The following is a 26183-nucleotide window of genomic DNA, read 5'->3' on the forward strand; positions in this document are numbered from 1 at the left end:
TCTCCACAGGTCCATAAAATAATTGTCTATCAATGAAAGCTTTCAGAAAAAAGTTGATTCTGTCATTTCTGAAGGAGCGACAGAATCAACGGAATAGCGTGGCCTTATGCGATAGCACATTCAGCCACTGCTGAGAATATTATAACGCGGAGTGTAAAAATCTTACTGCGTATAAGAATCTTGCGCTGGTACCGGATCAGGTTCGTCAGTCGAGTGATTGCTTTTCTCAACCGCTCGAGCGAGGCACGCGGTCAGTTCTTCTTCATAGACCTCAAGAACCGCTTCTGCTTCAGCCTCCCGTTCGTCACGCAAGCGGAGGAAATCGTCGCGATTCAACTGCTTTTCCACCTGTCGAATATTCTCCACAATGATCGCGCATAACCCGTTGTCGCTTTCCTCGATTGCATTATCATAAGAATTCTTCTCGTCTTGGTGATTGACTTCCAGCGCTTCGAGTTCACTGATCTTCTTCTTTGCATAAATAAGATCAGTCTCAAGACTTTCGCGCTGACTTGATAGCGCCCGGTTTTCGTATTTCAGCTTCCTTACAATCTCGGTACTTTCGATCAGCTCTCGCGACTGTTGGTGAACGGTGGCTTTGAGCGGAATCAACTCAACAACTTGATACCAGGCACCAGCGCTGAGCCCAATCAATGTCAAAGACAACAGGGTCAAACAGTAGATGGCCGCGTGTTTATTTCGTCCAGAGGCTGGAGTGTTGAGGGGATGAATAACTGTGTTCATAGGAGCTCTCGTCGCTTTTGTCAATAAGGCATTCTAGCGACGAGATCACACAGGTACTTTAGGACAAGTCTTAAACAAGTGATGCCTTTTATCCTTTCGCAAAGCAGTAATACATATAAGGTTTTATGCCAGGTGCCAGGATCACCTGGTCGGCAGTTCTATCAACAAGATACGTAATTACGAGACGTTTCGTCACGATTTGCTGATTTCACTCACAACCCAAGGTCTCTTACACCCATTCAAGACAATTCTCATTTTTTGTGTCCTGGCTTACACGTAATCTGCAAACAAGAACGCATTTTGGATCATCACAATTAGGTCACGGCAGCGTTAGCGTCACCAGGTAATTTCCGGAGTTGACTGGTTTGCCTGCGCCATCCCTGAGCATATATCTCTGCGTATAGTAGTGATCACGCTTGTTTGCATATGCTATCAACTGCGCAGTTACATTCGTCTGCGGGTTATTCGCATTTGAATCTACAAGGCTGACATTTCGCACGCTGATGACTTGGCCCGTATTGGCCTGGGGGCACTCCACCAGATCCACGAAGGATTCACTAGCTCCTCCCGCCATGCAGCTCGATTCGACGATATTCCCCCGAAATCGAATGACTCCATTAACAGATTCTGATTGCTGAGCATTGGCAGCTTCCACGCCTATCAGGAGAAAGCAAGCAATCATGAGCTGACGTTGAATATTCATCGGGAACCTCCGTGGTTGTTAACCACCATATCGCCCGTCGCATCAAGATCTTTAATGGCATTGCGCCACTCAGTGTACATGCAAAAAACCTACCATGATGCGTGTTACGGAAAACTGAGCGAGGGAGGCTCGACTGAATCTGATATCCCCCTCCGATTTCACGGACGAGGTATCCATTTGGACGAGAATGCCACCCTAGGTCGAGGTGTCGGACGACTAATCAAAATCAAAACCGAACATTGTGTAGGCCCACGCCCAGGCAAAATTTTAAATCCTCCGACTGCTACCGCCTATCACATGCTAAGAAAATGAGCCTGTTCTCATTCCTGACAACTTCGCGCCCCTTTCTGGTTTATCTCACACAAGCGCACCTTTATTTAATTGAGATAATATTCTGCGGGAATTAAAAAAAACTATCGCCTTCTTGGTATTGCTAAGTTGGTCCTTCAATGCCTTGGCAGTTTGTTCGTTTGTCGAAGGACACCAACAAAGCCCAGTAAATTATGTGATCACTTCAACTCTTTCCATACCCCTCGACGCTCCAGTTGGAACTGTGACACTTAAATCTCCTGACATTTTATTGGGGCCAACCAATAGTTCTATTGAATGCACGACAAATTATACTCGGGGCATCAAGAATAATGTAGGAAACACCACACCAGGAGCACTATCACACGATAATTCCTGCTGGTGTTCTCGGTTAATTTCAGATTGGAGAAGTCGTTCCATTATCATTCCAGTCCAATGGAACCGCCCTCATACTGCCAAACTGCGAAGCACCGGATATCACTGTCCGAATGGGCACTTATACCCTCAGCGCCGTTGGTATATTACCGGGAAGCGCCTAGGAGCCTGTGGATTTTGGCATAAAATTGAAAAATTGCTCAGCGGGTAGGTGAAATTTTGCGCATTATTTGGTGCAGGCGCGACACCATGCTTGCGCATCGCGACTTGCATTCATACACTTAATTAATTCAAGTACGAGCGCAAAAGCCACTCAGAAAATGTGGCAGACTTCTAGATATAAAAAACACCAAAAATATATTGGAAAAATTCGGATACTTATTATTAATTCATTGGACGCAGACTGTATTATTTCCGACTAAGTAGTCGCACATGATAATTCTCAGCACTTACGAATCACCTGTAAATAAGAATTGTCTGATTTAAAGATCTTATCTGCAAGCATGGCTTCACGCTAGGAGACAGTTAACCATTCAAGCTAATTGAGACATTTCCTAAAGAGATCAACCTGTTCTATCTCTAGAATGAATTTAAAATCTTTTAGTGATAGAGAAGCAAGCTAATTCAAGTGCTTTCGGAAGCAAAACTGATGCGGTTGTGCGAAATACTAAAGTTTGAAGCCGATCTCGATGCTTCCAGGAAGATGGGGAGGCCGAAGCAGCAGTGAAGGGGGTCGAATTGAAACTACTGGTTGAGTCGCCCTATGCTGAAGATGTTGAAGGCGCACATAGGGGATAATTGTTCAGAACATTAATATAATAGAACGCCAGTTCAATCGTGATGACTTCTTCCGGCTGCGTGACATTCGTGAAAACGATGCGGAAATGTTACTTAAATTCTATCAGAAGCAGTTCGCGGATTGCCGCGCTCGCCCTTTCACCGCCTGCCAAGATAAGACAACACCACCTGAACCTTGATCCATCTCTGCAAGTCTGGAATTGAAATAAGTAATATTGCGAATGCAAATTACCCTATCTACTCTACTGCTTAGCTGAGGCCATCATGTCAAAACGATTCTGGTTTTTTTTATTAGCCGCACTTATGAATAGTGCCGTGTCGTACGCTGATTGTTCGTTTCTTCCTGGGAATGACTCCAAGCAAATCATCTTTAAAGTGCCGTCCACAATGAGTGTTCCGGACGACTTTCCTATTGGCGGAATTATTTACGAGTCTCCGAATTTGTCCTTTGGTTATCTTGAAGCCAAGTATAGATGCTCAGAAAGTTTTCTTACGGGAGTAGTTTCAGGCAGCGCTGAGGTCGGAAACACGTATACATTCAGAATTGGTAATTCTGGTGTAGCGTTTCAATGGTTCGTCGGTGCTGTGCCTACTGCTCTATATGGATGGCCAAGTTCGCTTTGGGTTAAGGGAGAATATGGAATTACGGATTACCATCAGCTAAAGCTGATAAAAATAGGGCCCATAAAAAATGGTACCCTAATCGGTGGACCAGGTGGCTTATTGGCGAGCTGGAAAGTCGGCCAAGGGTTGATTCCTATGACGCTCCACATGAATAATTTTGTTATCCAAACACTGTCATGTGAGACACCCGACGTCAAGGTCACAATGGGTCGTGAAGTAATCAGCGCACTCATTTCGGACGCAGGATTAGCTACGGTCACAGATTTTCAGATTCCCTTGAATCGTTGTCCCGAAGGTATTAATGGCGTTACCTACAGTTTGACTCCGGTCGCATCCAGCCCGGCGCTCGATGCTCGTCAAGGAATAATTGCGCTAAATCCGCAGTCGACAGCTATAGGCGCCGCTATACAGATTAATGATACTTCTGGGACGCCGATGGTGCTTGACAAAAAGTACCCATTTAAAACCTATTCATCTAGTGGGGGTAGTTTCAACATCCCACTATCGGCCAAGTATGTTCGCGCCCCCTTGAGCGCCGGCTCTTCGACAGGCATCCGACCGGGTACTGCCAACGGTGAAATTGCATTTATCATAGAATATTTATAACACTCGTCACCTCATAAAAACTTACCCTGGCGTTAACATGGGCGTGTAGCAGCTCCTCGCCACTAAATTTTCTGTGAGTAACTATTAGAAAATCAGCACAATTCTAGGTTTCACTAGGTTCAATGGGACAAACGTCCACTTTTGGCCGTCTGCTGCCTGTCGCAACGGCAGTTTTTGGCGAATGCTGGCCCTCACTCTAAACCGTTTCATGCACTTAACTCACGGGTGGCTCAGGACATCCGCCTCCCCCGCTGCTACGCTTTCGGCTCCTTCATTGGAGTCGAAACAATGCCCACTGAATATTCACTGCCTGATGTCCTTGAGCGTCTGTACCAAAACCAGCTCGCCTTAGAGGCGGCGGTGATGGAGTTGACGTTGTGGATTGAGCGCAAGGGTACGACGGACACAGGCGACAATATCCGCGGCGCGCTACAAACGATTGGAGAGAACGCCGGACACATCAAACAAGGTTTGGCAAAACTGAAGGCCCGAGGCCCACACTAATTAAGCTGTCCACGACGTCCCGCATGCGACAGCCTTGCTTGGACTTTGTGCGCTTACAGTCCGGGCCATCTGTTCGGCGCAAAGGATGACCCCACACTTTACAGTTCGTCAGATACAAATCCTAAACTCCCTGCTTTTATGTAAAATGGCATAATATGCCAACGATCGAAACAATATGTTTGCCCAGAGTTGGAGCTAATGATGGCGACGCGAAACGTTGTGCTCACCCCTCACCAAGAACAGGTTATCCAGGACCTGGTCCAGTCCGGCCGTTATCAAAATGCCAGCGAAGTGATGCGAGAAGGTTTGCGTTTACTGGAGCAGCGCGTCGCCGAAGACACTGCCAAAATTGAGGCGCTGCGTCTGGCGACCTCGATCGGCATCATGGATCTTGAACACGGGCGCTTTACTCAATTGAACGAAGGATATTTGGAGCTTTACCTAGAGGGCTTGAGCCTGGAGGCCACCACTCTCGCGAGCGAGAAACACTGAACATGCCGCAGCATCGGATTTCCAACGCGGCGCGCGCCGACATTGTCGACATCCTCAGGCTCTCCCAGACGCAGTTCGGCGATCAAGCACGCCAGCGCTACCAGGCGCTAATCCTCGCGGCGCTGCAAGCGCTTGCCGACACGCCTTATCGCATTGGCAGCCACGAGCGCGGTGAGGTTGCACCGGGCCTTCGCAGTTATCATCTCTCCTATTCATGCCAGCAGGCCAAACATCCCCATGGGACGGTCAAAAGCCCACGCCACGTTGTATTTTATCGTGTAGCAAATGACGAGGTGATCGAGGTCGTCCGACTCCTTCATGACGCCATGGACGTGCAGTTGCACTTGCCTGATGACTGATCAGCGATCCAAGACACAGACATGACTGCCCAAGAACAACGAAGGTGAGACGCTCCCTCTAGCCCCCCACTCTGCCAGCCAACTTATTTCAGGACAGGTGCTGAAAGATAGCCCGGGCAACTTCGAATAAGGATTTCGACTCATCGAACCACCAAGGATTTGCCGGATTCGGATTGGTCATCCGGTATACGGGGGTGCACTGAATGCCAGCCATGGCCACCGAGGTCCGCGCCAGAAGTCGCAAATCGCGATCGCTTGCACACTCAGCGCAACTGGGGGCATGACTGGGGGCATAAATAGATTTTTACAAGCTGAAAGTACTGTCCTAGAGCCCAGTCAAAATGTTTTTCGGGGATCCGGATAGTCTTTAGGCGCCGCCTGATAGGCTGTTCGGCTGATCATTTCTGCCTTTCCACAAACCATGGAGCTCCATTCACTTCCAATGGATTGCTACATTGGGGGCATATCTGAGGACATGCTTTGGATGGGTTGAAAAGGATGCCCCCAGCCTGAAGGCCAAGCAGGCTATAGATGAGGATGGGTTGACTGAGGGAGATATGAACCCTCGACCCTACCCCGTATCATTCCGAGCCGTAGTTAGCGCACCACCCACCACGCTGGACAAATGCGTGCAAATGTAAAAAATTATGATGGCACAATGCCTCGGAAACCGGCAATATCCACACGTTCCCAACGGATTTGAAGGACCGGTTCCGATGACATGGCCAGTCACGCTGAAACTCGACAACGCAGCCTACCCGCTCAGCGTGGTGCAACGCGCCGCTTATTCCCTGGCCGACACTGTCACGATCCAGGTCGGTATTGAAGCCAATCAGATAAGCCTCACGGCCCACCCCGCTGAAGCAAGGCTAACGCTTTCCCCGGAGCAGGCTCACTCGCTGATCCTTCAGCATCTGAACGACTTCGCCCTCCGCGACCATATCAACCGCGAAACAGCAGGGCTGCGCGAAGTCCTGGCCCGAGCCGCGCTCGCTGGATGTGGGGTTTCGCAGTGACACTGATTGCGACAGACGCCAAGCACTACCGCTTGCTGCCTTTTCGTTTCATGCGCATGAACACGGGACATGACCGTGACATCCTACTCACCTCCGATACCGGTGAGTACATGCACGTGAACGACGCGCAATTACGAGCCCTCAGTTACTTCGACGTTCAAGCAAGTACGCCTTTTTACAAGGACCTGCTGGCCCGCCACTTCATCTACGAACCAGGCCGCCACGACCCGTTCCCGGAAATGGCCGCGCAGTATCGCAGCCGCAAGGACTTCATCTTCCAGGGCCCTGTACTGCACTTGTTCGTGGTTACATTGCGCTGCAACCACACCTGCCTGTACTGCCAGGTGTCGCGGGCCCCTCTGGGAGGATCCGGCCACGACCTGTCGGAAGCGGATGCACTGGCGGCGGTCGATCGCCTGTTCGAATCGAACGCTCCCGCCCTGACTGTGGAGTTTCAGGGTGGCGAGCCGCTTCTGGCCTTCGAGCGCGTCCGCCAGATTGTCGAATGGGTCGTTGAACGGAACGTGGTCGAACAACGGGATATCCAGTTCGTCATCACCACCACGCTGCACCACCTGACGGAGGAAATACTCGATTTCGCAGAACAAAATCGCATCCAGTTTTCGACCTCGCTCGATGGGCCGGCGCCCTTGCACAATGCCAACCGCCCTACCCCGTCACGAGACTCCTACGAACGCACTGTAAAAGGCATCCAGTGGGTCCGTGAGCGCCTTGGCCATGATGCAGTTTCCGCGCTGACCACGCTGACTTCAAGAAGCCTCGAACAACCTGAAGCGATCATCGATGAGTATGTAAGCCAGGGCTTCTCCAGCATCTCGCTTCGGCCTCTGAGCCCTTATGGGTTTGCCACCAAGAGTGCCCATCGACTTGATTACCCTATTGAGCGATACCTGGCCTTCTACAAGAAGGCGCTGGCCTATTTGCTGCATATCAACCAACAGGGCGTATACCTCTCAGAGAGTTATACGAGCTTGTTGCTGAAGAATATCCTGACACCCTTCTCCTCCGGCTATGTAGACCTGCGCTCCCCCACTGGCGCAGGCACTGCGGCGCTGGTCTACAACTATGATGGTTACGTCTATCCCTCGGACGAAGCCCGAATGTTGCTGGAGATGGGTGAAGACGGCTTGAGGCTCGGCACCGTGCAGCAACCCTTGTCTGAATTACTCGCATCGCCCGTTATGAATGCGTTGCTCGCCAGTGGTGTAGCAGAGGCGCTGCCGGGCTGCTCCGATTGCGCACTTGTCCCGTACTGTGGTGCTGATCCCGTCGAACACTATGCCCGCCAAGCTGACCCGATCGGACACCGAGTGTTCAGCAGCTTCTGCAAGAAGAACATGGGGCTGCTGAAGCATCTTTTCGGCCTGCTTTGCGATGGCGACGACAACGTGCAGAGAGTGTTGCTGTCTTGGTTGAACAGGCGCTCTTACAACGATGTCCGGTTCCCGGGTTACAGGGGCTGATGGCGATGCTGCGCAAAGATACCCACTTCGAAATCCATCACCTGAATGAGCCGAAACTGCTCAAGGTCATCACTCTGGATGAGTTCATCGAACAAGGCCTGGCTGTTTGTGCCGGAAGCGCTGAGTTCGGTGACCTGCTGCTTTGGCTGCCAAACGAAGAACGGCTACGGAACCCGCATCTGCTCTCATTACCAGTGGGTGGATTCCTGATCCCGGAGCCATTGATTGGCGACTTCGACAGCGCGCGGCCACACCTGCACACCCCTAAAGATGCGGATGTCGTGCAGCCCGGCGATGTCATTGCCATCACACCAGGCAACGCGATGGTGCGAGTGCTCTATCGACGAGGCTCAGACAGCAACCTGCTGTTCATGACCGATCGTTGCAATAGCCTCTGTCTGATGTGCTCGCAGCCGCCCAAAGATATCGATGACCGTTGGCACATCGAGGAGAACCTACGGCTGATCGACCTGATGGACCCGGGCGAGGAAAATCTGGGAATCAGCGGCGGAGAACCAACGCTTTATCGCGACGGCCTGCTCGAAATCCTGGCCAAGTGCAAAGCCGTTTTGCCGCAGAAACCCATTCATGTGCTCAGCAACGGGCGTCTGTTCCAAGACCCGAGCTGGATCGCAGCGCTCTCTGCCATCGGCCACCCTCAGTTGAGCTGGGGCATCCCGCTGTATGCCGACAATGCCGAAGACCATGACCATGTGGTGCAGGCTCCAGGCGCGTTCAGCGAAACCCTGCAAGGTCTTTACAACCTGGCGCGCGCAAACCAGATCATCGAGATACGCGTGGTGCTCAATCGCCTGACCACGCCACGCTTGCCCGAACTCGCCCACTACGTGTTCAGGAACCTGCCCTTCGTGCGGCATGTTGCGCTGATGGGTATCGAAAGTACCGGCCTGGCCAGGAAGAACTACGAAGAACTATGGGTTGACCCGCTGGACTATCAAGAGTCGTTGAGCCAGGCCGTGTATTTCCTGTTCAACCGCGGAGTGCCGGTTTCGATCTACAACTTGCCCCTGTGCCTGATCCCGGCCCACCTCTCGCGTTTCGCCCGCCAAAGCATCTCGGACTGGAAGAACCTGTTCATCGATACCTGCCAGCAATGCGCTGCCGTCAAACATTGCTCTGGCTTCTTCAGATCCCACACTGACCGCTGGCAGAGCCGCGGCGTCCAACTACTATCGACCGAGGCCTTTAGCGCCTATGCAAGGAGTGCACAGTGAAATTGCTCGACCGCTGGAAAGTCCTGATCAGTGGGATCAGCTTGCTGCCAATGGCAGGTACCACCCTGGCACAGGCGGGCCATCTGTCGCTCGCCGATGCGAACTGGCAACCCAAAGACAAGCTACAGCCCCCGGTATTTGCCGATACGCTCAATGCGCCAGACACCGTCAACATCTATGCGGCACATCGCTCGCACAGTTCGCACCGATCCCACAGTTCGCACAGTTCTCACTACAGCGGCTCGAGTGGCTATAGCGCACCTCGCTACTACAGCCCACCCGCTACCAGTACCCGAAGCTACAGCGCGCCGAGTGCTTCGAGCAGCACGTCAAGCAGCAACAGCCTTTATCAGTCGTCTGGCACTACCAGCGGGACAAGTTCGAGCACTTCAAAGAGCCGCGCGACCAATGAGCAGAAAAGCAACCTGGTCACCCGTGTGCAGACCGCGCTGATGGTGCGCCAGTATTACCAAGGCACCATTGATGGGGTGATGGGCAAGGCGACACGTGGTGCGTTGATGGCCTTTCAGATGGACAGTGGGCTGACCGTGAATGGCCGGATGGATACGCCATCGTTGAATGCGTTGGGTATCAAGATTCCATAAATCGCTCCGTGAGACATCGTATTCTGTTGTATCTCCTGATTACGAACGCGTTCGAAACGGTTTGGCAAACCGGATCAAAGGTGCAACGCGGGTTTGGCCTGGCGAACGTCATGGCCAGAAGGGACGCGGACCCGCAGCGCAATCAGCAACGCGGCCAGTAGCATCAGCGCGGCCGCTGCGACGAATACGCCTGCGCTGCCACCGAGGCTGAATACCGCACCGCCAGCGGCCGCGCCTGTTGCGATAGCGGACTGCACAGAGGCCACCACCATGCCTCCGGCGCTTTCCGCCTGATCAGGTACCGCATTGGCGACCCAGTTCGACCACGCCACCGGCACACCACCAAAGGCCAGCCCCCAGATCGCCAGCAATACCGCCTGCCCCGGCACCGACGTCGGCAACAGCACCAACGCCAGTGCTGCGACGCCGACCAGCGCGGGCATCAACACCAGAGTGGCCAGCGGGTGGCGCTCCAGCAGCCTCCCGGCTAACAATGTGCCGACGAAGTTCGCCACACCGAAGCCCAGCAGCATCAGCGACAACCCTTGCGGGCCGATGCCGGTAGTCCCTTCAAGGAATGGCCGAACATAAGTGAACATCGCAAAATGCCCGCTGTGCACCAGTACACAACCGAACATGCCCATGGCGATGCCCGGACGCTGCAATACCTCCAGAACGGTGCGCAGTCTTGCCGGCCGGCGCGGCGCGAGGCGCGGCAGAGTGAGCGACTGGAAAGCCAGGGTCACCATGCCTACCGCCGCCGCTGCCAGGAACGCGCTGCGCCAACCATATAACCCACCCAGATAACTGCCCAGCGGCACTGCCACGACCGTCCCTATGGCTATGCCGCTGAAAATGATCGACAACGCCCGAGGCAACAGAGCATTCGGCACCAGGCGCATCGCTACCGCTGCCGCCATGCTCCAGAACCCGCCAAGGGCAATACCCAGCAAGATGCGCATCAACAACAGCACCACGAAGCTGGAAGAAACGGCGACCAACAGATTCGAGGCGACCATCAACGTGGAAAAGCCCAGCAACACCCAACGTCGGTCGATGCTGCGGGTCAGACCTGGCACCAACAAGCCAGCGAACAGCGCCACCACGGCTGTTACCGTCACCGCCTGGCCAGCCAGCGCTTCGGACACTCCCAGTTCGGTAGCCATCAGCGTCAACAAACTCGCGGGAAGGTACTCAGCGGTGAGTAACCCGAACACACCCATTGCCAATGAGAAGACGGCCATCCACGCGGGCGTCGCAGGCTCTACATCCGCACCGGCGCCGCAATGGCGGTCGGATACGGCGTTACATACACATTCATTCATTGCACGGATCTCCCAATGTTCATTGCGAGCCGAGTCTAGGCGCTGAAAACTGGATGATCTATGATCCAAAGTCTCTACTTTTTGATCAAAACCCCCTGAACGATGTCTGCAGACCAGTTTGCTCTTTCCTCGGACCTCATCAACGAGCTGTTGCGTGGCATGCGCCTGCGAGGCGTTGAATACCGGCGTATCCAGGCGGGTCCAACGTTCGGATTGAGCTTCGCGGAAAAACCTGGGCACGCCTGGTTCCACTTTATGGCCGTCGGCAATGCGGAATTGCGAATGGAGGACGGCAACAGGTACGCGCTGTCTGCCGGCAACGCCGTGTTCATCTCCCATGGCGCGGCTCATCAACTGTTTTCCCATCCGGACGCGCCTGTTCAAGACATCGACGGTCTAGACGGCGAAACCTTGGGTGACACCGTCAGCACGGTGGATACCGGAGCCGATGCCAGCCCAACGCCGAGCACTCTTTTGTTCAGTGGTTGCATGGAGTTCGAACTGGGCAGTATCCATGGCCTTGGCCGGCTGATGCCTGGCCTGATGCTGATTGATGCCGGTGGCCAGCGTTACCCCGGGCTGGTGCCGATCCTGACCACTATGGAACGGGAGGTCAGCGCCGCCCGTGTCGGCTTCGCCGGTATCCTCGCGCGGTTGGCCGACGTGGTGGCCGCCATGGTCGTTCGCGGCTGGGTGGAGTGCGCCTGCGGCAATGCTTCCGGGCTGATCGCCGCCTTACGCGATCCACGCTTGGCCGGTGCATTGCTTGCGCTCCACCAACAACCGGGCCGCGAATGGACCGTTGCGCAGTTGGCAGAGCATTGCAATACCTCGCGCTCTGTATTTGCGGAGCGCTTCCAGGTCACGATTGGCATGACTCCACTGCGCTACGTGACCGAACTGCGGATGCGGCTTGCAAGCCAGTGGCTGACGCTCGAAAGGCTGCCGATCGAAGAGGTGGCGCAGCGTTTGGGTTATACCTCCCAGGCTGCGTTCAGTCGTGCATTCAAGCGCATTACGGGCAGGACACCGGGCTTGAGTCGCAAGGCGAGGCAGCCCGCGATTACTTGAAGTCGAGCGCAAGGAGTCGACGATCCGTGCCTCTGACTCATTTACCACCCGTTACGTCGAGGAATGTACCGGTAACAAATGATGCCTCTGCACCAGCCAGCCACAAAATGGCCCGCGCCACTTCCTCCGGCTGCCCGCCACGCCCCATCGGGATCGAGTCCTTGACCCGATCGACCCGCCCCGGCTCGCCGCCGCTGGCGTGCATGTCGGTATAGATGTGCCCCGGGCGGATACAGTTGACGCGAATGCCCTCACGGGCCACCTCTTTGGCGAACCCGATGGTGAACGTTTCCAGTGCGCCTTTCGATGCTGCGTAGTCGACATATTCATTCGGACTGCCCAGACGCGCCGAGGCCGACGACACATTGATCACCACGCCGCCCGCACCGCCGTGCCGCAGGGACATGCGCTTCACGGCCTGTTGGGCGCACAGTATCGGCCCGAGAGCATTGACCGCAAAGATGCGTTGCATGCGGGCGAAGCCCAGGTCCTCCAGGCGTGACTGTTGCGCCAGCACGCCAGCGTTATTGACCAGGACATCGATGCGCCCGAACGTGCGGTCGATCGCGGTAAAAAGACTCGCGACCTGCTCGGGATCGGCACTGTCGGCGCGCATCGCCAACGCCTTGCGCCCCAGCGCTTCGACATCTGCCGCCACCGCCAACGCGGCGGACTCATTGGCAACGTAACTGATCGCGACGTCGTAGCCTTGTGCAGCGGCGAGTCGGGCGGTGGCGGCGCCTACTCCACGACTGCCACCCGTGATCAGAATCAGCGGAGCTTGCGAGACGTTAACCATGAAACTACTCCTTAGCAGATGATGCCGAGTCAGCCGATGATGATCGCGCCGCTGGCGATCACCACACAGGCCAGCATCCGGCGGACGGTAAGTGTTTCACCGAGGAACAGGTAGCCAAGCAACGCCGCGAACAGCACGCTGGTTTCACGCAGGGCTGACACCGCGCCCAGCGGGGCTTCGTTCATCGCGTAGATAACGATTGCGTAGGCAAGCAGAGAAACCAGCCCGCCCATTGCCGCAGCGAACATACCGGGCCGAATCGAAAACAGGCTGCGGGCATCGCGCAGACCGATGTAGACCACCGGCATCAGCACGCCCCACAAGGCACTCATCCACACCGTGTAGGCCAGCGGCGCACCGGACAGCCGCGCGCCAATGCCGTCGACCACGCTATAAGCCGCGATAAAGCAACCGGTTCCCAATGCGTAAGGCAGGCTGGGCACCGACAGGCTGCGTCCCCGGAAAGCCAGCGAAATGATGCCGCCTGACACCAGCGCAATGCCGAGCATTTCGCCCGGGGTGATGGTTTCGCCGGCAAACAACGCGGCGCCGAGCGTAATCAACGCGGGTGATGAACCGCGCGAAATCGGATAAATCTGTCCCAGATCGCCGACCCGGTAACTGCGCACCAGAAACAGGTTGTAGCCAACGTGCAGCAATGCCGACAGCAGCGCATACCCCCAGCTCTGAGGCGCAGGCGCCACCATGAACATCGCGGCAACTGCACAGACTATGGCGATTGCAACGCACATCACCGTCATCGACCAGAGCCGATCGGCACCGCCGCGCAGCAATGCATTCCAGCCGGCGTGCAGCAGCGCGGCGAACAGGACAAGGAGGACGAGATGAGTAGGCATTGGCCATTTTAGGCAGCCCGAACGGCCGGATTACAGAGAAGGCTTCTCATTGCACCATGAGCGATTCTTCATGCCTCAAATCTGCCCGCCTTGCACTTTGAGCGCCTCACCGAGCAACCACTCGCGAAAACTCTCAATGTGCGGCTGCGTCTCAACGCCCTTGGGGCAAACGAAGTAATAGGCGAGCGGTGACTGAAAAGGCACATCGAACAGCCGCACCAGACGGCCATCGCCGATTTCCTTCTCGACATGCCCGCTGCGTACCAGGGCAATGCCATGGCCGAGCAAAGCCGCCTCCACCGTCATATTGGTATCGCCAAACCTGACGCTTTCCCGTAGCGGCAAAAATGCCAGCCCGACGGACTGGAACCACGCTTCCCATTTCGGCGCCAGTTCGGCGCCGTCACGAGCCAGCAGCGGCAACTGCAACAAATCGGCGGGACTGCTCGGCATTCCGACGCGTTGCAGCAGTTCGGGGCTGGCCACCGGGAAAACCTGCTCACCGAACAAAAACTGTGAATACAGACCGGGATAGTTGCCCTTGCCCAAGCGGATCGCGACATCGGCTTCGCTGCTGGCGAAATGGATGACCTTGTCCGTGGTATCCAGCGACACCAACAGTTCCGGGTGCTGGCGGGCCAGGCTCGGCAAGCGTGGCAGCAACCATTTCAACGCAAAGGAATAGGTCGTGCTGACGCTGAGCCGGACCCTGCCCTTTTGCTCACGCAAGTCGGCCAGCGTCGCCTCAAGGCTCATGAAGAACTCGCGCACAATCGGCGCCAGGGTAGCGCCCGCGGGCGTAAGGCTTAACGACTTGCCCCGCTCAAACAGCTGCAGGCCCCAAAGTTCTTCCAGATGCCGCAGCTGATGGCTGACCGCGCTTTGGGTCACATGCAATTCCTGCGCAGCGGCTGTGAACGTCGGGTGCCGGGTAGACACTTCGAAAGCACGCAAGGTTGCGGTCGGGGGCAGATCTCTCATAAACAAAGGGTCCGGGATTGGCCAAACATCGAGGTATGAATATCAAGTCATGTTAGAGCGAAAGTTCGCTGGTTGCTTCCTGCGTATAACGGGACTCGCGATGAGTGCGTATTGCTCCAGCAGCCAGGCGAGCTCTTTGTAAACAATCGCCAGATGTTCCGCACCGAGCCGGTTCATCGCTTTTGCTGTGCGCCGTGCCTGTACCGCATTGATCCCCGGTTCACCCGCGCATCGAGCCATCCGCCGAATGCCGGCCCGCGCACATTGGGCGACGGCAGAATCAGGGGCAATGTCGTCCGTGCTCCGTTGAATCCGGTTCAATTGCTTGCTCAATTGCAGCGACAGCCATCCAGCTCGGTCATCAAGCGTGGTGTCGGTGCCAAGCAGATTTTTCAATGTAACGATCCGATGTTGCTGTTTCGCTTGCCATTGCGGGTGATTGATAGTGCCTGCACGACGCAGCAGTGACCGGATGCCCCTGTGAATCGAGCGCTTCAGGGCTTGAATATCCCGTGCTCTGTCTCTCGGCATCAACTGAAACGCCAACAGGCAGACGGCCATGGCCACGAACCAGGCGAGTGACTGATTGGCAAAATCAGCGAAATCATAGACCGCCGTACCGCCAGTACTCACCAAGGTGTTGAAGCCGATCAGGTAAGCAACCCCTTGCAGCCCGTGGCGAGGCTGGCTCGTCGCATGAATCCCGAATGACCAGAATGCCGCAAGCATCAGCAGCAACAGAGGGAAATCGTTGATCTGCGGCAGCAGCAGAAACTTGCACAGCGCAGCTGCGACCACGGCGTAGAACGTACCCCGGATAAAACCGGCCATGCCTTGTTCAGGCGCGGAAACGGTCGCCAGCAGTGTGCAGCAGGGTCCAACGACCGCCAGCAGCGTGGGTCCCTGGTCCCAGCCACTGAAATACCAGATGGCGCCGGCGGCCAGTATGGCGAGCAATGCCCTGCAGCCGTTGCGCGCGGCATCGGCGTAGTTGCGGTGGAAACTCACGAGCCTTACCGGTTGCCGGCGAGGGTGATCGAGGCTGGAAAAGTGCTGCAAGGCTTCGCTCAGGTCGGCCAGTTTTTCGTCCAGTTGGTCACAGAATGGTCGTACGCCGGGGGTTGCCTCCGCGCAAGCCTCCACCTGAACACGCAGCTGGCTCACGGTCTGGGCACAGGCGTGATAGTCGTCATCGTCGGCGCTTATCCGGTTACTCAGCGCGAGCAACGCTGCGCTTGTTTGGACGAGCAACGGCGGCTCGGTTTCCATACGGTAACGGTCGTAATGCATGTCGAGCACCACGGCGTGTAAATGCGCCAGCCCTGCCTGAATCGCCGATTGCCGCGCGCGAAGCAGCGCTGACTCACCGCGTCCGAGCCCCAACAGATCGTCCACTTTGCCGATATCGATGGCGAGCTCATGAGCCTGTGTAAACCGCTCGGCGCGCTGTTCGCCCGAGAGGCGCATCGCGAGCAGCCTGGCGCTGCGGGCACAGACCTCGGCGAGCGTGCGTCTGACTTTGTTCTCCATGGTCCTCGAGCTGAACAGCGTGACCACCAGACTCAGGCAAAGCACGCCGAGTGCCACCGCTGTGCCACGGGTCACGATGTGCTCGAAGGCCTTTTGCGGCGCGACGATGGCCGGACCCAACGCGAGGCAGACGGTATATCCGGCCACCACGGCGGCGGTGGCCTGGTAATGTCGCAACACGGTCATCGCCGCCACACACAAGCCCAGCCACAGGCCGATGCCGAGCAAGAACAGCAACATCTGTTGGGCGAACAGCCCGGTCAGGACGCAAGCCGCGAACAAACCTGCCAAAGTCCCCAGCATCCGGTAGAAGCCCTTGCCGCGAACCGCGCCTTGTACCGGCTGCACCAGCAACAACACCGTGGAAGCGCCCGAGAACGGCGAGTCCAGATGCAGCTCAAAGCCGAGCCACAGCGCCAATCCTGCCGCCAGGACGCTGCGCGATACGTAGGCGAAAGTGGCAGACGTCCAGGGTCGGGGGATTGCCGCGAACAGCCGTATTACCAGACTGGTCATCACATAAATGCCTGCAACCAATGGATGAGGCGCCAGCGCGGCACCTCGTCGGGCTGCGTGACTTCGACGCTGGCGGTCATGCCCGCTGCCAACTCCACGCCCTCCGGTACGTTGTCCAGTTCAATGCGCACCGGCACACGCTGGGCCAGGCGAATCCAGCTGAAGGTCGGGCTCACCTCGGGCAAACCGCTGTCGTTGCGCACCTCATTGGAGTCCGCAATTCCCCTGCCCATGCTTGCGACATGGCCTTCGAGCAACGGCGCGAAGCCCATCAGTTTGATCGACACCGGCGCACCGATACGCACACCCGGCAACTTGGTCTCCTCGAAATAACCGGTGATCCAGAAACTGTGACCGTCGACCACAAACAGGTTGGTATGCCCAGCCTCTGCGTAATCGCCCGGGTGCAGTCGCAGTTGCGTGACGTAGCCATCGACCGGCGAACGGATCGTCGTGCGCGCAAGGTCGAGTTGCGCCTGGGCAAGATGGCTGCGTGCCGCGTCCAGCCGCGATTGGGCCACCGCCAGGTCACGCGCGGCGTTATCGACCTCTTCACGAGCGATGGCCCCGGCCAGTTGTGCACGACGCTTGAATTGAGCGTTGCGTTGGTCGAACACACTGCGTGATTCGGCCAACTCCGCCATGCGCTGCTGCAGTGCCAGTCGATAAGAGCGCGCATCAATGCGATACAGCAAATCGCCCTTGGCCACCCATTGGTTATCGCTGACCACCAATTGATTGATTTGCCCGGACACCTCCGGTGCAATCCGCACAACCTGCGCACTCACGCGCCCGTCCCGCGTCCAGGGCGCCAGTACATAGGCGCGCCAGAGTTGCAGGCAGAACATCAGCGCCAATGAACCCAGAACGAGAGTAGCGGCAGGTTTGAGAATTTTGACGATAGACATGGTGACCCTCGCTCAGTAATGGACGACCAGCGCCGAGAGAACGATGAGCGAGACGAAGAAACGTGCCAGCGCGGGGTGCCACACGCTGTCCAGCCAATGACGGGTTACACGATCAATGACTCTGTAGGCCAGAAATGTCGCGCCGAGGTATATGAACAACGGAGGAAAGTAGAGGTTGGCAATAGAAACTTCATTAAGCATGGCAAGCACCCGAATCCAGATTTTCAGCGTTCGCCCGGCCGTGTCGGGCGTGTTGAAAATGCTAAGGAATCACCGCGCTTGCCGATATTGAGTAGACTGCCAAAAGATAATCAAATCCAGACAACCGGCGACCTCCCCCATGGCCGAAGCTCACCTCTTGCAAGTCGATCAATTCGAATACGACAACCTCGCGCAACCTGCCGTCGCCTTGATGCTCGCACCCCAGCGCAACGACAGTGAGTCCGCCGAACACAAGCACCGCAAAGGCCAGTTGGTCGTGGCGTATCGCGGCGGCATTGTCTGTACGGGAGAAGATGGTGTGTGGATGGTCCCGTCAGGGTTCGGCGTCTGGATTCCCGGTGGCATTTCGCACAGCAACCGCGTTACTGCCAATGGTCAGGTGTGTTTCCTGTTCATCGAACCCGGCGCCGCATCAATGCCCCATCACTGCTGCACTCTGGCGCTGTCGCCGCTGATTCTGCAGTTGATCCTGCACCTGAGCGATCAGGCGCAGGATTACCCTGCTGACTCGCGCACCTGGCGGCTGGCCGGTGTACTGCTTGAAGAGCTTGAACAGGCGCCGACCGAACAGCTTTACCTGCCGCTGCCCGCCTCAAAACCGCTGCGCGCGATCGCTCGGGCCTTGGCCCAGGACCCCGCCGACCGCGCCACCATGGCCAGTTGGGCACAGCAGGTGGCGATGAGCGAACGCTCGCTGGCCCGGCTTATAAAAGCCGAAACCGGGCTCACTTTTGGCCAGTGGCGCAAGCAATGGCAGATCATCGTCGCGCTGCAAAACCTGGCCGAGGGGCAATCAGTACAAAGGACGGCGGAAGCGCTGGGCTACGAATCCGTCAGTTCCTTCATCAGCATGTTTCGCAAAACCTTGGGTAGCTCACCCGCACGCTATCTGCGCAGCACGCAAACATCAGCGTGGGCTGAGCGTTCAGCGTGAGGGACGCCAAGGCCTGGTCACTTCGGCCGGGCATTTAATCGGCGCGTAATCCTCACCGCGCAATTTCATCGCGACAGTTGCCGATCGCGCAACACAGAATTGTCATCAAGCCAATTGATAGCCCCCTAACGAAAGGCGCATGCTAGGGGGCTTTCGCTCGGCTTATATCATTCCGAATGATAGTTACCTTCGTGTCATTCGATTCGTTTTGCTATCGACCCGCCGAGCATCATCCGCCCATCTTCAATACATTGGCGGATGCATCCATGGAACAATCACTCAAACATTTGCGCTTCCCGTTGGCTCTGTTGGCCATGCTGGTGATGAGCGCCTGCGGCAAGACTCCGGAAACCGCGGCGGCCATGCCTGCTGCCAAGGTCAGCGTGGCCAAGGTGCTGGAACAACCGGTCAACGAGTGGGACGAATTCACCGGACGCCTCGAAGCGCCGGAAACCGTTGAAATCCGTCCGCGGGTCTCCGGCCAGATCGACGAAGTCGCCTTCACCGAAGGTGCTCTGGTCAAGAAAGGCGACCTGCTGTTCCAGATCGACCCGCGTCCGTTCCAGGCCGAGGTCCGCCGCCTCGAAGCCCTGGTTGCCCAGGCCCGTGCCAACGCCACTCGCAGTGAAAACGAAGCCGTACGCGGTGAGCGTCTGCGTACCAGCAACGCCATCTCCGCCGAACTGGCCGACTCGCGTACCAGCGCTGCACAAGAAGCCCGTGCGGCTGTTGGCGCGCTGCAAGCGCAACTGGACCTGGCCAAGCTGAACCTGAGCTTCACCCGCGTCACTGCGCCAATCAGTGGCCGCGTCAGCCGTGCCGAGATTACCGCCGGTAACCTGGTGACCGCCGACACCACCCCGCTGACCAGCGTTGTGTCCACCGACAAGGTCTACGCCTACTTCGACGCCGACGAGCGTGTGTTCCTCAAATACACCCAGCTCGCCCGTCAGGGTCAGCGCGGCGCCACTACCCCGGTGTACATGGGCCTGTCCAATGAAGACGGCAACCCGCACCTGGGCCAAATGAACTTCGTCGACAACCAGGTCAACCCGAAAACCGGCACCATCCGTGGTCGCGCCGTGTTCGACAACAGCGACGGCACTTACACCCCGGGCCTGTATGCACGTCTGAAACTGGTCGGCAGCGGCACCTACAACGCCATGTTGATCAACGATGAAGCGGTCGGTACCGACCTCGGCAAGAAGTTCGTGCTGGTGATGGATGGCGACAACAAGACCGTCTACCGCGCCGTTGAACTCGGTCCGAAGATCGAAGGCCTGCGTATCGTGCGCAGCGGCCTGAACAAGGACGACACGATCATCGTCAAGGGTCTGCAACGGGTTCGCCCTGGCTCCCCGGTTACGCCTGAAGTGATCCCGATGGCCAGCGAGCAAACCATTGCCGCTCTCGCTCAACAACGACAAGCGCTGGAAGCCAGCAACCTGCCCAAAGTCGCACCTGCCAAAGGCGCGCCGGGTTCGGTTGTGAAACTGGCTGCTGCGACCCCACGCGGTTAAGGGACGACAACTCCGATGAATTTTTCCCAATTCTTCATTTCACGGCCGATCTTCGCAGCGGTGCTGTCGCTGTTGATCCTGATCGCCGGTGCGATTTCGCTGTTCCAGTTGCCGATCAGCGAATACCCGGAAGTCGTGCCACCGACCGTGGTGGTGCGTGCCAACTTCCCGGGCGCCAACCCAAAAGTCATCGGTGAAACCGTGGCGGCTCCACTGGAGCAAGCCATCACCGGCGTCGAGAACATGCTGTACATGTCCTCGCAATCCACCGCTGACGGCAAGATCACCCTGACCATCACCTTCGCCCTGGGTACTGACCTGGACAACGCGCAGGTGCAGGTGCAGAACCGCGTGACCCGGACCGAGCCGAAGCTTCCGGAAGAAGTGACGCGCATCGGTATCACCGTCGACAAGGCTTCGCCCGACCTGACCATGGTTGTGCACTTGACCTCGCCGGACAAACGCTACGACATGCTGTACCTGTCCAACTACGCGATTCTCAACATCAAGGATGAGCTCGCTCGCCTCGGTGGTGTCGGTGACGTGCAGTTGTTCGGTATGGGCGACTACTCGCTGCGGGTATGGCTCGACCCGAACAAGACCGCTTCGCGCAATCTGACCGCGACTGATGTGGTGACCGCCATTCGCGAACAGAACCGTCAGGTGGCCGCCGGCCAGTTGGGCGCGCCCCCTGCCCCGACTGCGCAAAGCTTCCAGCTGTCGATCAACACTCAAGGCCGTCTGGTCTCCGAGGAAGAGTTCGAGAACATCGTCATTCGCGCCGGCGACAACGGTGAAATCACTCGCCTGAAGGACATCGCCCGCGTCGAACTGGGCTCCAGTCAGTACGCCCTGCGTTCGTTGCTGAACAACCAGCCAGCCGTAGCGATCCCGATCTTCCAGCGTCCGGGCTCCAACGCCATCGAAATCTCGAACGAAGTTCGCGGCAAGATGGAAGAGCTGAAGAAAAGCTTCCCGCAAGGCATGGACTACAGCATCGTCTATGACCCGACGATCTTTGTGCGCGGCTCCATCGAGGCGGTGGTTCACACCCTCTTCGAAGCACTGATTCTCGTGGTTCTGGTGGTGATCCTGTTCCTGCAGACCTGGCGCGCCTCGATCATTCCGCTGGTGGCGGTGCCGGTATCGTTGATCGGTACGTTTGCGGTGATGCACCTGTTCGGCTTCTCGCTCAACGCCCTGTCGCTGTTCGGCCTGGTACTGGCGATCGGTATCGTGGTGGACGACGCCATCGTGGTGGTGGAGAACGTCGAGCGGAACATTGAACTGGGGCTCAACCCCTTCGATGCGACCAAAAAGGCCATGGGTGAAGTGACCGGCCCGATCATTGCGACAGCGCTCGTGCTGTGTGCGGTGTTCGTACCCGCCGCGTTCATCTCGGGCCTGACCGGTCAGTTCTACAAGCAGTTTGCTTTGACCATCGCGATCTCTACGGTGATCTCGGCGTTCAACTCGCTGACCCTGTCACCAGCACTGGCCGCCGTGTTGCTCAAGGGCCACGACGCGCCGAAAGATCGGTTCTCGCGAGTGCTGGACAAGATCTTCGGTGGCTGGCTATTCCGTCCGTTCAACCGTTTCTTCGACCGCGCCAGTCACGGTTACGTCGGTACCGTGCGCCGGGTCATCCGTGGCAGCGGCATCGCCCTCTTCCTGTACGCAGGCTTGATGGTGCTGACCTTCTTCGGTTTCTCCAGCACCCCGACCGGCTTCGTACCCGGCCAGGACAAGCAATACCTGGTGGCCTTCGCGCAACTGCCGGACGCCGCGAGCCTGGACCGCACCGAAGACGTCATCAAGCGCATGTCCGACCTGGCACTGAAACAGCCAGGCGTGGAAAGCGCCGTAGCGTTCCCGGGTCTGTCGATCAACGGCTTCACCAACAGCCCGAACGCCGGCATCGTGTTCGTGACCCTGAAACCGTTCGACGAGCGTAAAGACCCGAGCATGTCCGCCGGTGCGATTGCCGGTGCCTTGAACGGCCAGTACGCCGGGATTCAGGAAGCCTATATGGCGATCTTCCCGCCGCCGCCGGTACAGGGGCTGGGCACCATCGGTGGTTTCCGCCTGCAAATCGAAGACCGGGGCAACCTGGGCTACGAAGAGCTGTACAAGGAGACCATGAACATTATTGCCAAGAGCCATAACGTTCCGGAACTGGCCAACCTGTTCACCAGCTACACCGTGAACGTGCCGCAGGTCGATGCCGCCATCGACCGGGAAAAAGCCAAGACCCACGGCGTGGCCGTCAGCGACATCTTCGACACCCTGCAGATCTACCTGGGTTCGCTGTATGCCAACGACTTCAACCGCTTCGGTCGTACCTATCAGGTCAACGTTCAGGCCGAGCAGCAGTTCCGCCTCGAGTCCGACCAGATCGGCCAGCTGAAAGTACGCAACAACAAGGGCGAAATGATCCCGCTGGCGACCTTCATCAAGGTCAGCGACACCTCGGGCCCGGATCGTGTGATGCACTACAACGGCTTCATCACCGCTGAAATCAACGGTGCAGCAGCCCCGGGCTACAGCTCCGGCCAGGCCGAAAAAGCCATCGAGAAACTGCTCAAGGATGAACTTCCGAACGGCATGACCTACGAGTGGACCGACCTGACCTACCAGCAGATTCTGTCCGGTAACACAGCGCTGTTCGTGTTCCCGCTCTGCGTATTGCTGGCGTTCCTGGTGCTCGCGGCTCAATACGAAAGCTGGAGCCTGCCACTGGCGGTGATCCTGATCGTACCGATGACCCTGCTGTCGGCCATCACCGGTGTGATCATCTCTGGCGGCGACAACAACATCTTCACCCAGATCGGCCTGATCGTACTGGTGGGCCTGGCGTGCAAGAACGCGATTCTGATCGTCGAGTTCGCCAAGGATAAGCAGGAAGAAGGCCTCGATCCGCTGGCCGCCGTACTGGAAGCCTGCCGTCTGCGTCTGCGGCCGATCCTGATGACCTCGTTCGCGTTCATCATGGGTGTGGTGCCACTGGTGTTCTCCAGCGGTGCCGGTGCCGAGATGCGTCATGCCATGGGTGTGGCGGTGTTCTCCGGGATGCTCGGTGTGACCTTCTTCGGTCTGCTGCTGACCCCCGTGTTCTATGTGCTGATCCGCAACTTCGTGGAGCGCAGCGAAGCTCGCAAAGCGGCCAAGGCGCAAAATCTTCAAAAGCCACTGGAGGCGCACCAATGAGTCTGAAAGTCTTCCTGCCGAGCCTGCTGGTGCTGGCCCTGAGTGCCTGCGCCGTCGGCCCTGACTACAAGACCCCGACGACGGAGGCGGCGAACATTACGTCCGCCACCGACGGCGCCGCCGGCCAGAAGAACTTCGACCGTTCGAAATTCGAAGGCATCTGGTGGCAGCAGTTCGACGATCCGACCCTTAACCAGTTGGTGACTCAATCGCTGCAAGGCAACCGTGAACTGCGCGTGGCATTCGCCCGCTGGAAAGCCGCCCGGGCGATCCGCGACGACGCCAGCAACGATGCAATGCCGACCATCACCAGCCGCGCCAGCAGCGATCTGGCCAAAGGTCAGATCCCGGGCCAGACCACCAATCGGGTCAATAGTGAACGCTATGACCTGGGCCTGGACATGGCCTGGGAACTGGACCTGTTCGGACGTATCCAGCGCAATCTGGAAGCGAGCGACGCCGACCAGCAAGCGGCCGAAGCCGATCTGTACCAACTGCAAGTCACCATGATTGCCGAACTGGTGGACGCTTACGGTCAACTGCGCGGTGCTCAACTGCGGGAAAAGATCGCGCTGGCCAACCTGAACAACCAGCAGGAATCGCGCAAGATCACCATCAGCCTGCGTGACGCCGGCGTTGGCGATCAGCTCGATGTCGAACGTGCCGATGCACGTCTGGCATCGGTCGAAGCCAGCGTGCCGCAGCTGCAGGCAGAACAGGCCCGGCAGAAAAACCGCATCGCCACCCTGCTGGGCGAGCGTCCGGACAAGCTGACCGTCGACCTGAGTCCGAAAGACCTGCCGGCGATTGCCAAGGCCTTGCCGATCGGTGATCCGGGCGAACTGCTGCAGCGTCGTCCGGACATCCTCAGCGCCGAGCGCAGACTGGCTTCGGCCACGGCGCGTATCGGTGTGGCCAAGGCCGACCTGTTCCCACGGGTCAGCCTCAGCGGTTTCCTCGGCTGGACAGCCGGGCGTGGTTCGCAGATCGGTTCCTCGGCGGCCAACGCCTGGGCGCTGGGCCCGAGCATCACCTGGGCGGCGTTCGACCTTGGCAGCGTGCGGGCCCGTCTGCGCGGCGCCGATGCCGATGCGGAAGGCGCACTGGCGACCTACGAACAGCAAGTATTGCTGGCGCTGGAAGAGTCGGAAAACGCCTTCAGTGATTACGGCAAACGTCAGCAACGGTTGATCTCGCTGATCCGCCAGAGCGAATCGAGCCGCAAGGCTGCCGATCTGGCTGAAATCCGCTACCGCGAAGGCACCACCGATTTCCTGGTCCTGCTCGACGCCCAGCGTGAGCGTTTGAACGCTGAAGACAGCCAGGCCCAGGCCGAAGTGGATCTGTATCGCGGCATCGTCGCGATCTACAAGGCCCTTGGTGGCGGTTGGCAGCCAGAAACGGTCGCCAGCAAGTAATCGTTTTTTTAAAGAGCTCCTTTGGTTGGCCGCAACCAACCAAATTTTTTGCCCCGCGTATCATTCGGTCGCGGGGCTTTTTTGTCTCTGTCTTTCATGGTTTTCCAGCACCGTGACCGTCGCGGTGGTACCGGCTCTGAGTCGGTCCTTGCCCGCGTAATCGGGATCGATGCCGATCCGCACCGGCACCCGTTGCGCCAGTTTCACCCAGGTGTAGCTGGGGTTGATGTTGGCCAGCAATCGGCTGCCCGGCGCGTTCTCCCGATCAGCAATGGCGAAGGCGATGCTTTGCACGGTGCCGCCAAATTTTTCCCCGCTCATCAGTTCGATACGCACCCGGTCGCCCTCCTCGATCCGTGGCAGCTTGGTTTCCTCGAAATAGCCGCTGACGTAAAAGGAGTCGCTATCCACCAGCGCCAGCAAGGCACTGCCGGCTACCGCGTAATCCCCCTGCCGGGTCAGCAGATTGGTGACATAACCGCTGACCGGTGCTTCGACGCGGGTGCGTTGCAGATCCAGTTCAGCCTGGGTCAATGCAGCAATCGCCAGTTGCACGTTGGCTTCGGCGAGACCGAGATTGGCCTGATTGCGCAACAGATCGGCCTGGGCCACCGCCACATCGGTGCTGGACTTCTCCCACTCTTCCCCGGAAATCGCGAACCCTTGCTTGAGCGTACGTCGCCGGCGCTCTTCACTCTGGCGTTGTTTGAGCAATGCCTCGCTGGCGACAATGGCCGCTTGCGACTGCCCAAGCGTAGCCTTGGAGACCTCCACCGAGCGTTTCGCATGCTCGACGGCCAGACTGTAGCGAGCCGGATCGATTTCCAGCAGCAACTGGCCCTTGACGACATACTGGTTGTCCTGCACCGCCAGCGTGACGATGCGGCCCGAGACATCCGCCGAGAGTGTCACCACATCCGCCCTCACCCGCGCATCCCGAGTCCACGGGGCCCGGGTGTAATGTTCCCAGGCAAACCAGCCGAGCACGATGGCCAGCAGCACCACCGCCAATGTCGTCAATCGAGTGAGCAACGTCTTCAA

Annotated in this window: 23 protein-coding genes; 13 read left to right on the forward strand and 10 right to left on the reverse strand. The window is 57.5% G+C overall.

Annotated elements, in window-relative coordinates:
- Positions 1 to 162: 162 nt before the first annotated feature.
- Both ACTJK9_RS05685 and ACTJK9_RS05690 read right to left on the reverse strand, forming a co-directional pair.
- Positions 163 to 744 carry a hypothetical protein gene (locus ACTJK9_RS05685; RefSeq protein ID WP_440812778.1) on the reverse strand — a complete coding sequence of 194 codons (582 nt, stop codon included), beginning with the start codon at positions 742 to 744 and terminating at the stop codon, positions 163 to 165.
- A gap of 319 nt (positions 745 to 1063) precedes the next feature.
- Complete coding sequence (locus ACTJK9_RS05690; RefSeq protein WP_440812781.1) at positions 1064 to 1447, reverse strand: type 1 fimbrial protein; 384 nt, start codon at positions 1445 to 1447, stop codon at positions 1064 to 1066.
- A 1746-nt stretch (positions 1448 to 3193) separates the two neighbouring features.
- Here ACTJK9_RS05690 and ACTJK9_RS05695 point away from each other — a divergent pair.
- From ACTJK9_RS05695 to hxsA, 8 genes are all read left to right on the forward strand, one after another.
- On the forward strand, positions 3194 to 4159 hold the full coding sequence (locus tag ACTJK9_RS05695) for a fimbrial protein (protein WP_440812783.1): 966 nt from the start codon (positions 3194 to 3196) through the stop codon (positions 4157 to 4159).
- A 288-nt stretch (positions 4160 to 4447) separates the two neighbouring features.
- Complete coding sequence (locus ACTJK9_RS05700) at positions 4448 to 4663, forward strand: hypothetical protein (protein WP_058426048.1); 216 nt, start codon at positions 4448 to 4450, stop codon at positions 4661 to 4663.
- A 201-nt stretch (positions 4664 to 4864) separates the two neighbouring features.
- Positions 4865 to 5155, forward strand: coding sequence for a type II toxin-antitoxin system ParD family antitoxin (locus ACTJK9_RS05705; RefSeq protein WP_068932061.1), 291 nt, complete (start codon positions 4865 to 4867; stop codon positions 5153 to 5155).
- Positions 5156 to 5157: 2 nt separating this feature from the next.
- The gene (locus ACTJK9_RS05710) at positions 5158 to 5514 is read left to right on the forward strand and encodes a type II toxin-antitoxin system RelE/ParE family toxin (RefSeq protein ID WP_440812786.1); all 357 of its coding nucleotides are present in this window, start codon (positions 5158 to 5160) and stop codon (positions 5512 to 5514) included.
- A 716-nt stretch (positions 5515 to 6230) separates the two neighbouring features.
- Positions 6231 to 6530 carry a His-Xaa-Ser system protein HxsD gene (hxsD, locus tag ACTJK9_RS05715; protein ID WP_221397312.1) on the forward strand — a complete coding sequence of 100 codons (300 nt, stop codon included), beginning with the start codon at positions 6231 to 6233 and terminating at the stop codon, positions 6528 to 6530.
- Positions 6527 to 8014 carry a His-Xaa-Ser system radical SAM maturase HxsB gene (gene hxsB, locus ACTJK9_RS05720; RefSeq protein WP_221397311.1) on the forward strand — a complete coding sequence of 496 codons (1488 nt, stop codon included), beginning with the start codon at positions 6527 to 6529 and terminating at the stop codon, positions 8012 to 8014. Before hxsD ends, hxsB begins: the two co-directional genes overlap by 4 nt.
- Positions 8014 to 9249, forward strand: a complete 1236-nt coding sequence (gene hxsC, locus ACTJK9_RS05725; protein ID WP_236188327.1) for a His-Xaa-Ser system radical SAM maturase HxsC — start codon at positions 8014 to 8016, stop codon at positions 9247 to 9249. The genes hxsB and hxsC overlap by 1 nt, the downstream gene beginning before the upstream one ends.
- Complete coding sequence (gene hxsA, locus ACTJK9_RS05730) at positions 9246 to 9854, forward strand: His-Xaa-Ser repeat protein HxsA (RefSeq protein WP_221397309.1); 609 nt, start codon at positions 9246 to 9248, stop codon at positions 9852 to 9854. The genes hxsC and hxsA overlap by 4 nt, the downstream gene beginning before the upstream one ends.
- A 74-nt stretch (positions 9855 to 9928) precedes the next feature.
- Here hxsA and ACTJK9_RS05735 read toward each other — a convergent pair whose 3' ends face one another.
- The gene (locus ACTJK9_RS05735; RefSeq protein ID WP_440812790.1) at positions 9929 to 11179 is read right to left on the reverse strand and encodes an MFS transporter; all 1251 of its coding nucleotides are present in this window, start codon (positions 11177 to 11179) and stop codon (positions 9929 to 9931) included.
- A gap of 102 nt (positions 11180 to 11281) precedes the next feature.
- Here ACTJK9_RS05735 and ACTJK9_RS05740 point away from each other — a divergent pair, with 102 nt between their 5' ends.
- Entirely contained in the window at positions 11282 to 12250 is a 969-nt protein-coding gene (locus tag ACTJK9_RS05740; RefSeq protein WP_085610255.1) for an AraC family transcriptional regulator, read from the forward strand.
- Between the two features lie 37 nt (positions 12251 to 12287).
- On the opposite strand, the gene ACTJK9_RS05745 is transcribed toward ACTJK9_RS05740, so the two are convergent.
- From ACTJK9_RS05745 to ACTJK9_RS05770, 6 genes are all read right to left on the reverse strand, one after another.
- A complete protein-coding gene (locus ACTJK9_RS05745) occupies positions 12288 to 13049 on the reverse strand; it encodes an SDR family oxidoreductase (protein WP_414881694.1) in 762 nt (253 codons plus the stop codon).
- A gap of 29 nt (positions 13050 to 13078) precedes the next feature.
- Positions 13079 to 13906: an EamA family transporter gene (locus ACTJK9_RS05750; protein WP_064596476.1), complete on the reverse strand. Its 828-nt coding sequence runs from the start codon at positions 13904 to 13906 to the stop codon at positions 13079 to 13081.
- A gap of 75 nt (positions 13907 to 13981) precedes the next feature.
- On the reverse strand, positions 13982 to 14887 hold the full coding sequence (gene gcvA, locus ACTJK9_RS05755; RefSeq protein ID WP_440812794.1) for a transcriptional regulator GcvA: 906 nt from the start codon (positions 14885 to 14887) through the stop codon (positions 13982 to 13984).
- A gap of 42 nt (positions 14888 to 14929) precedes the next feature.
- On the reverse strand, positions 14930 to 16933 hold the full coding sequence (locus ACTJK9_RS05760; RefSeq protein ID WP_221397304.1) for an FUSC family protein: 2004 nt from the start codon (positions 16931 to 16933) through the stop codon (positions 14930 to 14932).
- Positions 16933 to 17841, reverse strand: coding sequence for an efflux RND transporter periplasmic adaptor subunit (locus tag ACTJK9_RS05765; protein WP_085610250.1), 909 nt, complete (start codon positions 17839 to 17841; stop codon positions 16933 to 16935). The genes ACTJK9_RS05760 and ACTJK9_RS05765 overlap by 1 nt, the downstream gene beginning before the upstream one ends.
- A 12-nt stretch (positions 17842 to 17853) precedes the next feature.
- The gene (locus tag ACTJK9_RS05770) at positions 17854 to 18042 is read right to left on the reverse strand and encodes a DUF1656 domain-containing protein (protein ID WP_085610249.1); all 189 of its coding nucleotides are present in this window, start codon (positions 18040 to 18042) and stop codon (positions 17854 to 17856) included.
- Between the two features lie 139 nt (positions 18043 to 18181).
- Between ACTJK9_RS05770 and ACTJK9_RS05775 the strand changes: the two genes are divergently transcribed.
- The 4 genes from ACTJK9_RS05775 (at position 18182) to ACTJK9_RS05790 (ending at position 25142) form a co-directional block, all read left to right on the forward strand.
- Complete coding sequence (locus ACTJK9_RS05775) at positions 18182 to 18997, forward strand: AraC family transcriptional regulator (RefSeq protein ID WP_085610248.1); 816 nt, start codon at positions 18182 to 18184, stop codon at positions 18995 to 18997.
- Between the two features lie 266 nt (positions 18998 to 19263).
- The gene (mexE, locus tag ACTJK9_RS05780) at positions 19264 to 20517 is read left to right on the forward strand and encodes a multidrug efflux RND transporter periplasmic adaptor subunit MexE (RefSeq protein WP_221397303.1); all 1254 of its coding nucleotides are present in this window, start codon (positions 19264 to 19266) and stop codon (positions 20515 to 20517) included.
- 15 nt (positions 20518 to 20532) lie between these two features.
- Complete coding sequence (locus tag ACTJK9_RS05785) at positions 20533 to 23724, forward strand: efflux RND transporter permease subunit (protein WP_064596472.1); 3192 nt, start codon at positions 20533 to 20535, stop codon at positions 23722 to 23724.
- Positions 23721 to 25142 carry an efflux transporter outer membrane subunit gene (locus ACTJK9_RS05790; RefSeq protein WP_039768284.1) on the forward strand — a complete coding sequence of 474 codons (1422 nt, stop codon included), beginning with the start codon at positions 23721 to 23723 and terminating at the stop codon, positions 25140 to 25142. Before ACTJK9_RS05785 ends, ACTJK9_RS05790 begins: the two co-directional genes overlap by 4 nt.
- Positions 25143 to 25202: 60 nt before the next feature.
- On the opposite strand, the gene ACTJK9_RS05795 is transcribed toward ACTJK9_RS05790, so the two are convergent.
- Positions 25203 to 26183 carry an HlyD family efflux transporter periplasmic adaptor subunit gene (locus tag ACTJK9_RS05795; RefSeq protein ID WP_085610246.1) on the reverse strand — a complete coding sequence of 327 codons (981 nt, stop codon included), beginning with the start codon at positions 26181 to 26183 and terminating at the stop codon, positions 25203 to 25205.

The sequence above is a fragment of the Pseudomonas sp. 22082 genome, assembly GCF_052046055.1.
GTDB lineage: Bacteria > Pseudomonadota > Gammaproteobacteria > Pseudomonadales > Pseudomonadaceae > Aquipseudomonas > Aquipseudomonas pharyngis.

Bases quoted from the DNA above. Each gene is read 5' to 3' on its own strand.
- ACTJK9_RS05685 (WP_440812778.1), bottom strand. From the start codon at position 744: ATGAACACAGTTATTCATCCCCTCAACACTCCAGCCTCTGGACGAAAT.
- ACTJK9_RS05690 (WP_440812781.1), bottom strand. From the start codon at position 1,447: ATGAATATTCAACGTCAGCTCATGATTGCTTGCTTTCTCCTGATAGGC.
- ACTJK9_RS05695 (WP_440812783.1), top strand. From the start codon at position 3,194: ATGTCAAAACGATTCTGGTTTTTTTTATTAGCCGCACTTATGAATAGT.
- ACTJK9_RS05700 (WP_058426048.1), top strand. From the start codon at position 4,448: ATGCCCACTGAATATTCACTGCCTGATGTCCTTGAGCGTCTGTACCAA.
- ACTJK9_RS05705 (WP_068932061.1), top strand. From the start codon at position 4,865: ATGGCGACGCGAAACGTTGTGCTCACCCCTCACCAAGAACAGGTTATC.
- ACTJK9_RS05710 (WP_440812786.1), top strand. From the start codon at position 5,158: ATGCCGCAGCATCGGATTTCCAACGCGGCGCGCGCCGACATTGTCGAC.
- hxsD (WP_221397312.1), top strand. From the start codon at position 6,231: ATGACATGGCCAGTCACGCTGAAACTCGACAACGCAGCCTACCCGCTC.
- hxsC (WP_236188327.1), top strand. From the start codon at position 8,014: ATGGCGATGCTGCGCAAAGATACCCACTTCGAAATCCATCACCTGAAT.
- ACTJK9_RS05735 (WP_440812790.1), bottom strand. From the start codon at position 11,179: ATGAATGAATGTGTATGTAACGCCGTATCCGACCGCCATTGCGGCGCC.
- ACTJK9_RS05740 (WP_085610255.1), top strand. From the start codon at position 11,282: ATGTCTGCAGACCAGTTTGCTCTTTCCTCGGACCTCATCAACGAGCTG.
- ACTJK9_RS05745 (WP_414881694.1), bottom strand. From the start codon at position 13,049: ATGGTTAACGTCTCGCAAGCTCCGCTGATTCTGATCACGGGTGGCAGT.
- ACTJK9_RS05750 (WP_064596476.1), bottom strand. From the start codon at position 13,906: ATGCCTACTCATCTCGTCCTCCTTGTCCTGTTCGCCGCGCTGCTGCAC.
- gcvA (WP_440812794.1), bottom strand. From the start codon at position 14,887: ATGAGAGATCTGCCCCCGACCGCAACCTTGCGTGCTTTCGAAGTGTCT.
- ACTJK9_RS05760 (WP_221397304.1), bottom strand. From the start codon at position 16,933: ATGACCAGTCTGGTAATACGGCTGTTCGCGGCAATCCCCCGACCCTGG.
- ACTJK9_RS05765 (WP_085610250.1), bottom strand. From the start codon at position 17,841: ATGTCTATCGTCAAAATTCTCAAACCTGCCGCTACTCTCGTTCTGGGT.
- ACTJK9_RS05770 (WP_085610249.1), bottom strand. From the start codon at position 18,042: ATGCTTAATGAAGTTTCTATTGCCAACCTCTACTTTCCTCCGTTGTTC.
- ACTJK9_RS05775 (WP_085610248.1), top strand. From the start codon at position 18,182: ATGGCCGAAGCTCACCTCTTGCAAGTCGATCAATTCGAATACGACAAC.
- mexE (WP_221397303.1), top strand. From the start codon at position 19,264: ATGGAACAATCACTCAAACATTTGCGCTTCCCGTTGGCTCTGTTGGCC.
- ACTJK9_RS05785 (WP_064596472.1), top strand. From the start codon at position 20,533: ATGAATTTTTCCCAATTCTTCATTTCACGGCCGATCTTCGCAGCGGTG.
- ACTJK9_RS05790 (WP_039768284.1), top strand. From the start codon at position 23,721: ATGAGTCTGAAAGTCTTCCTGCCGAGCCTGCTGGTGCTGGCCCTGAGT.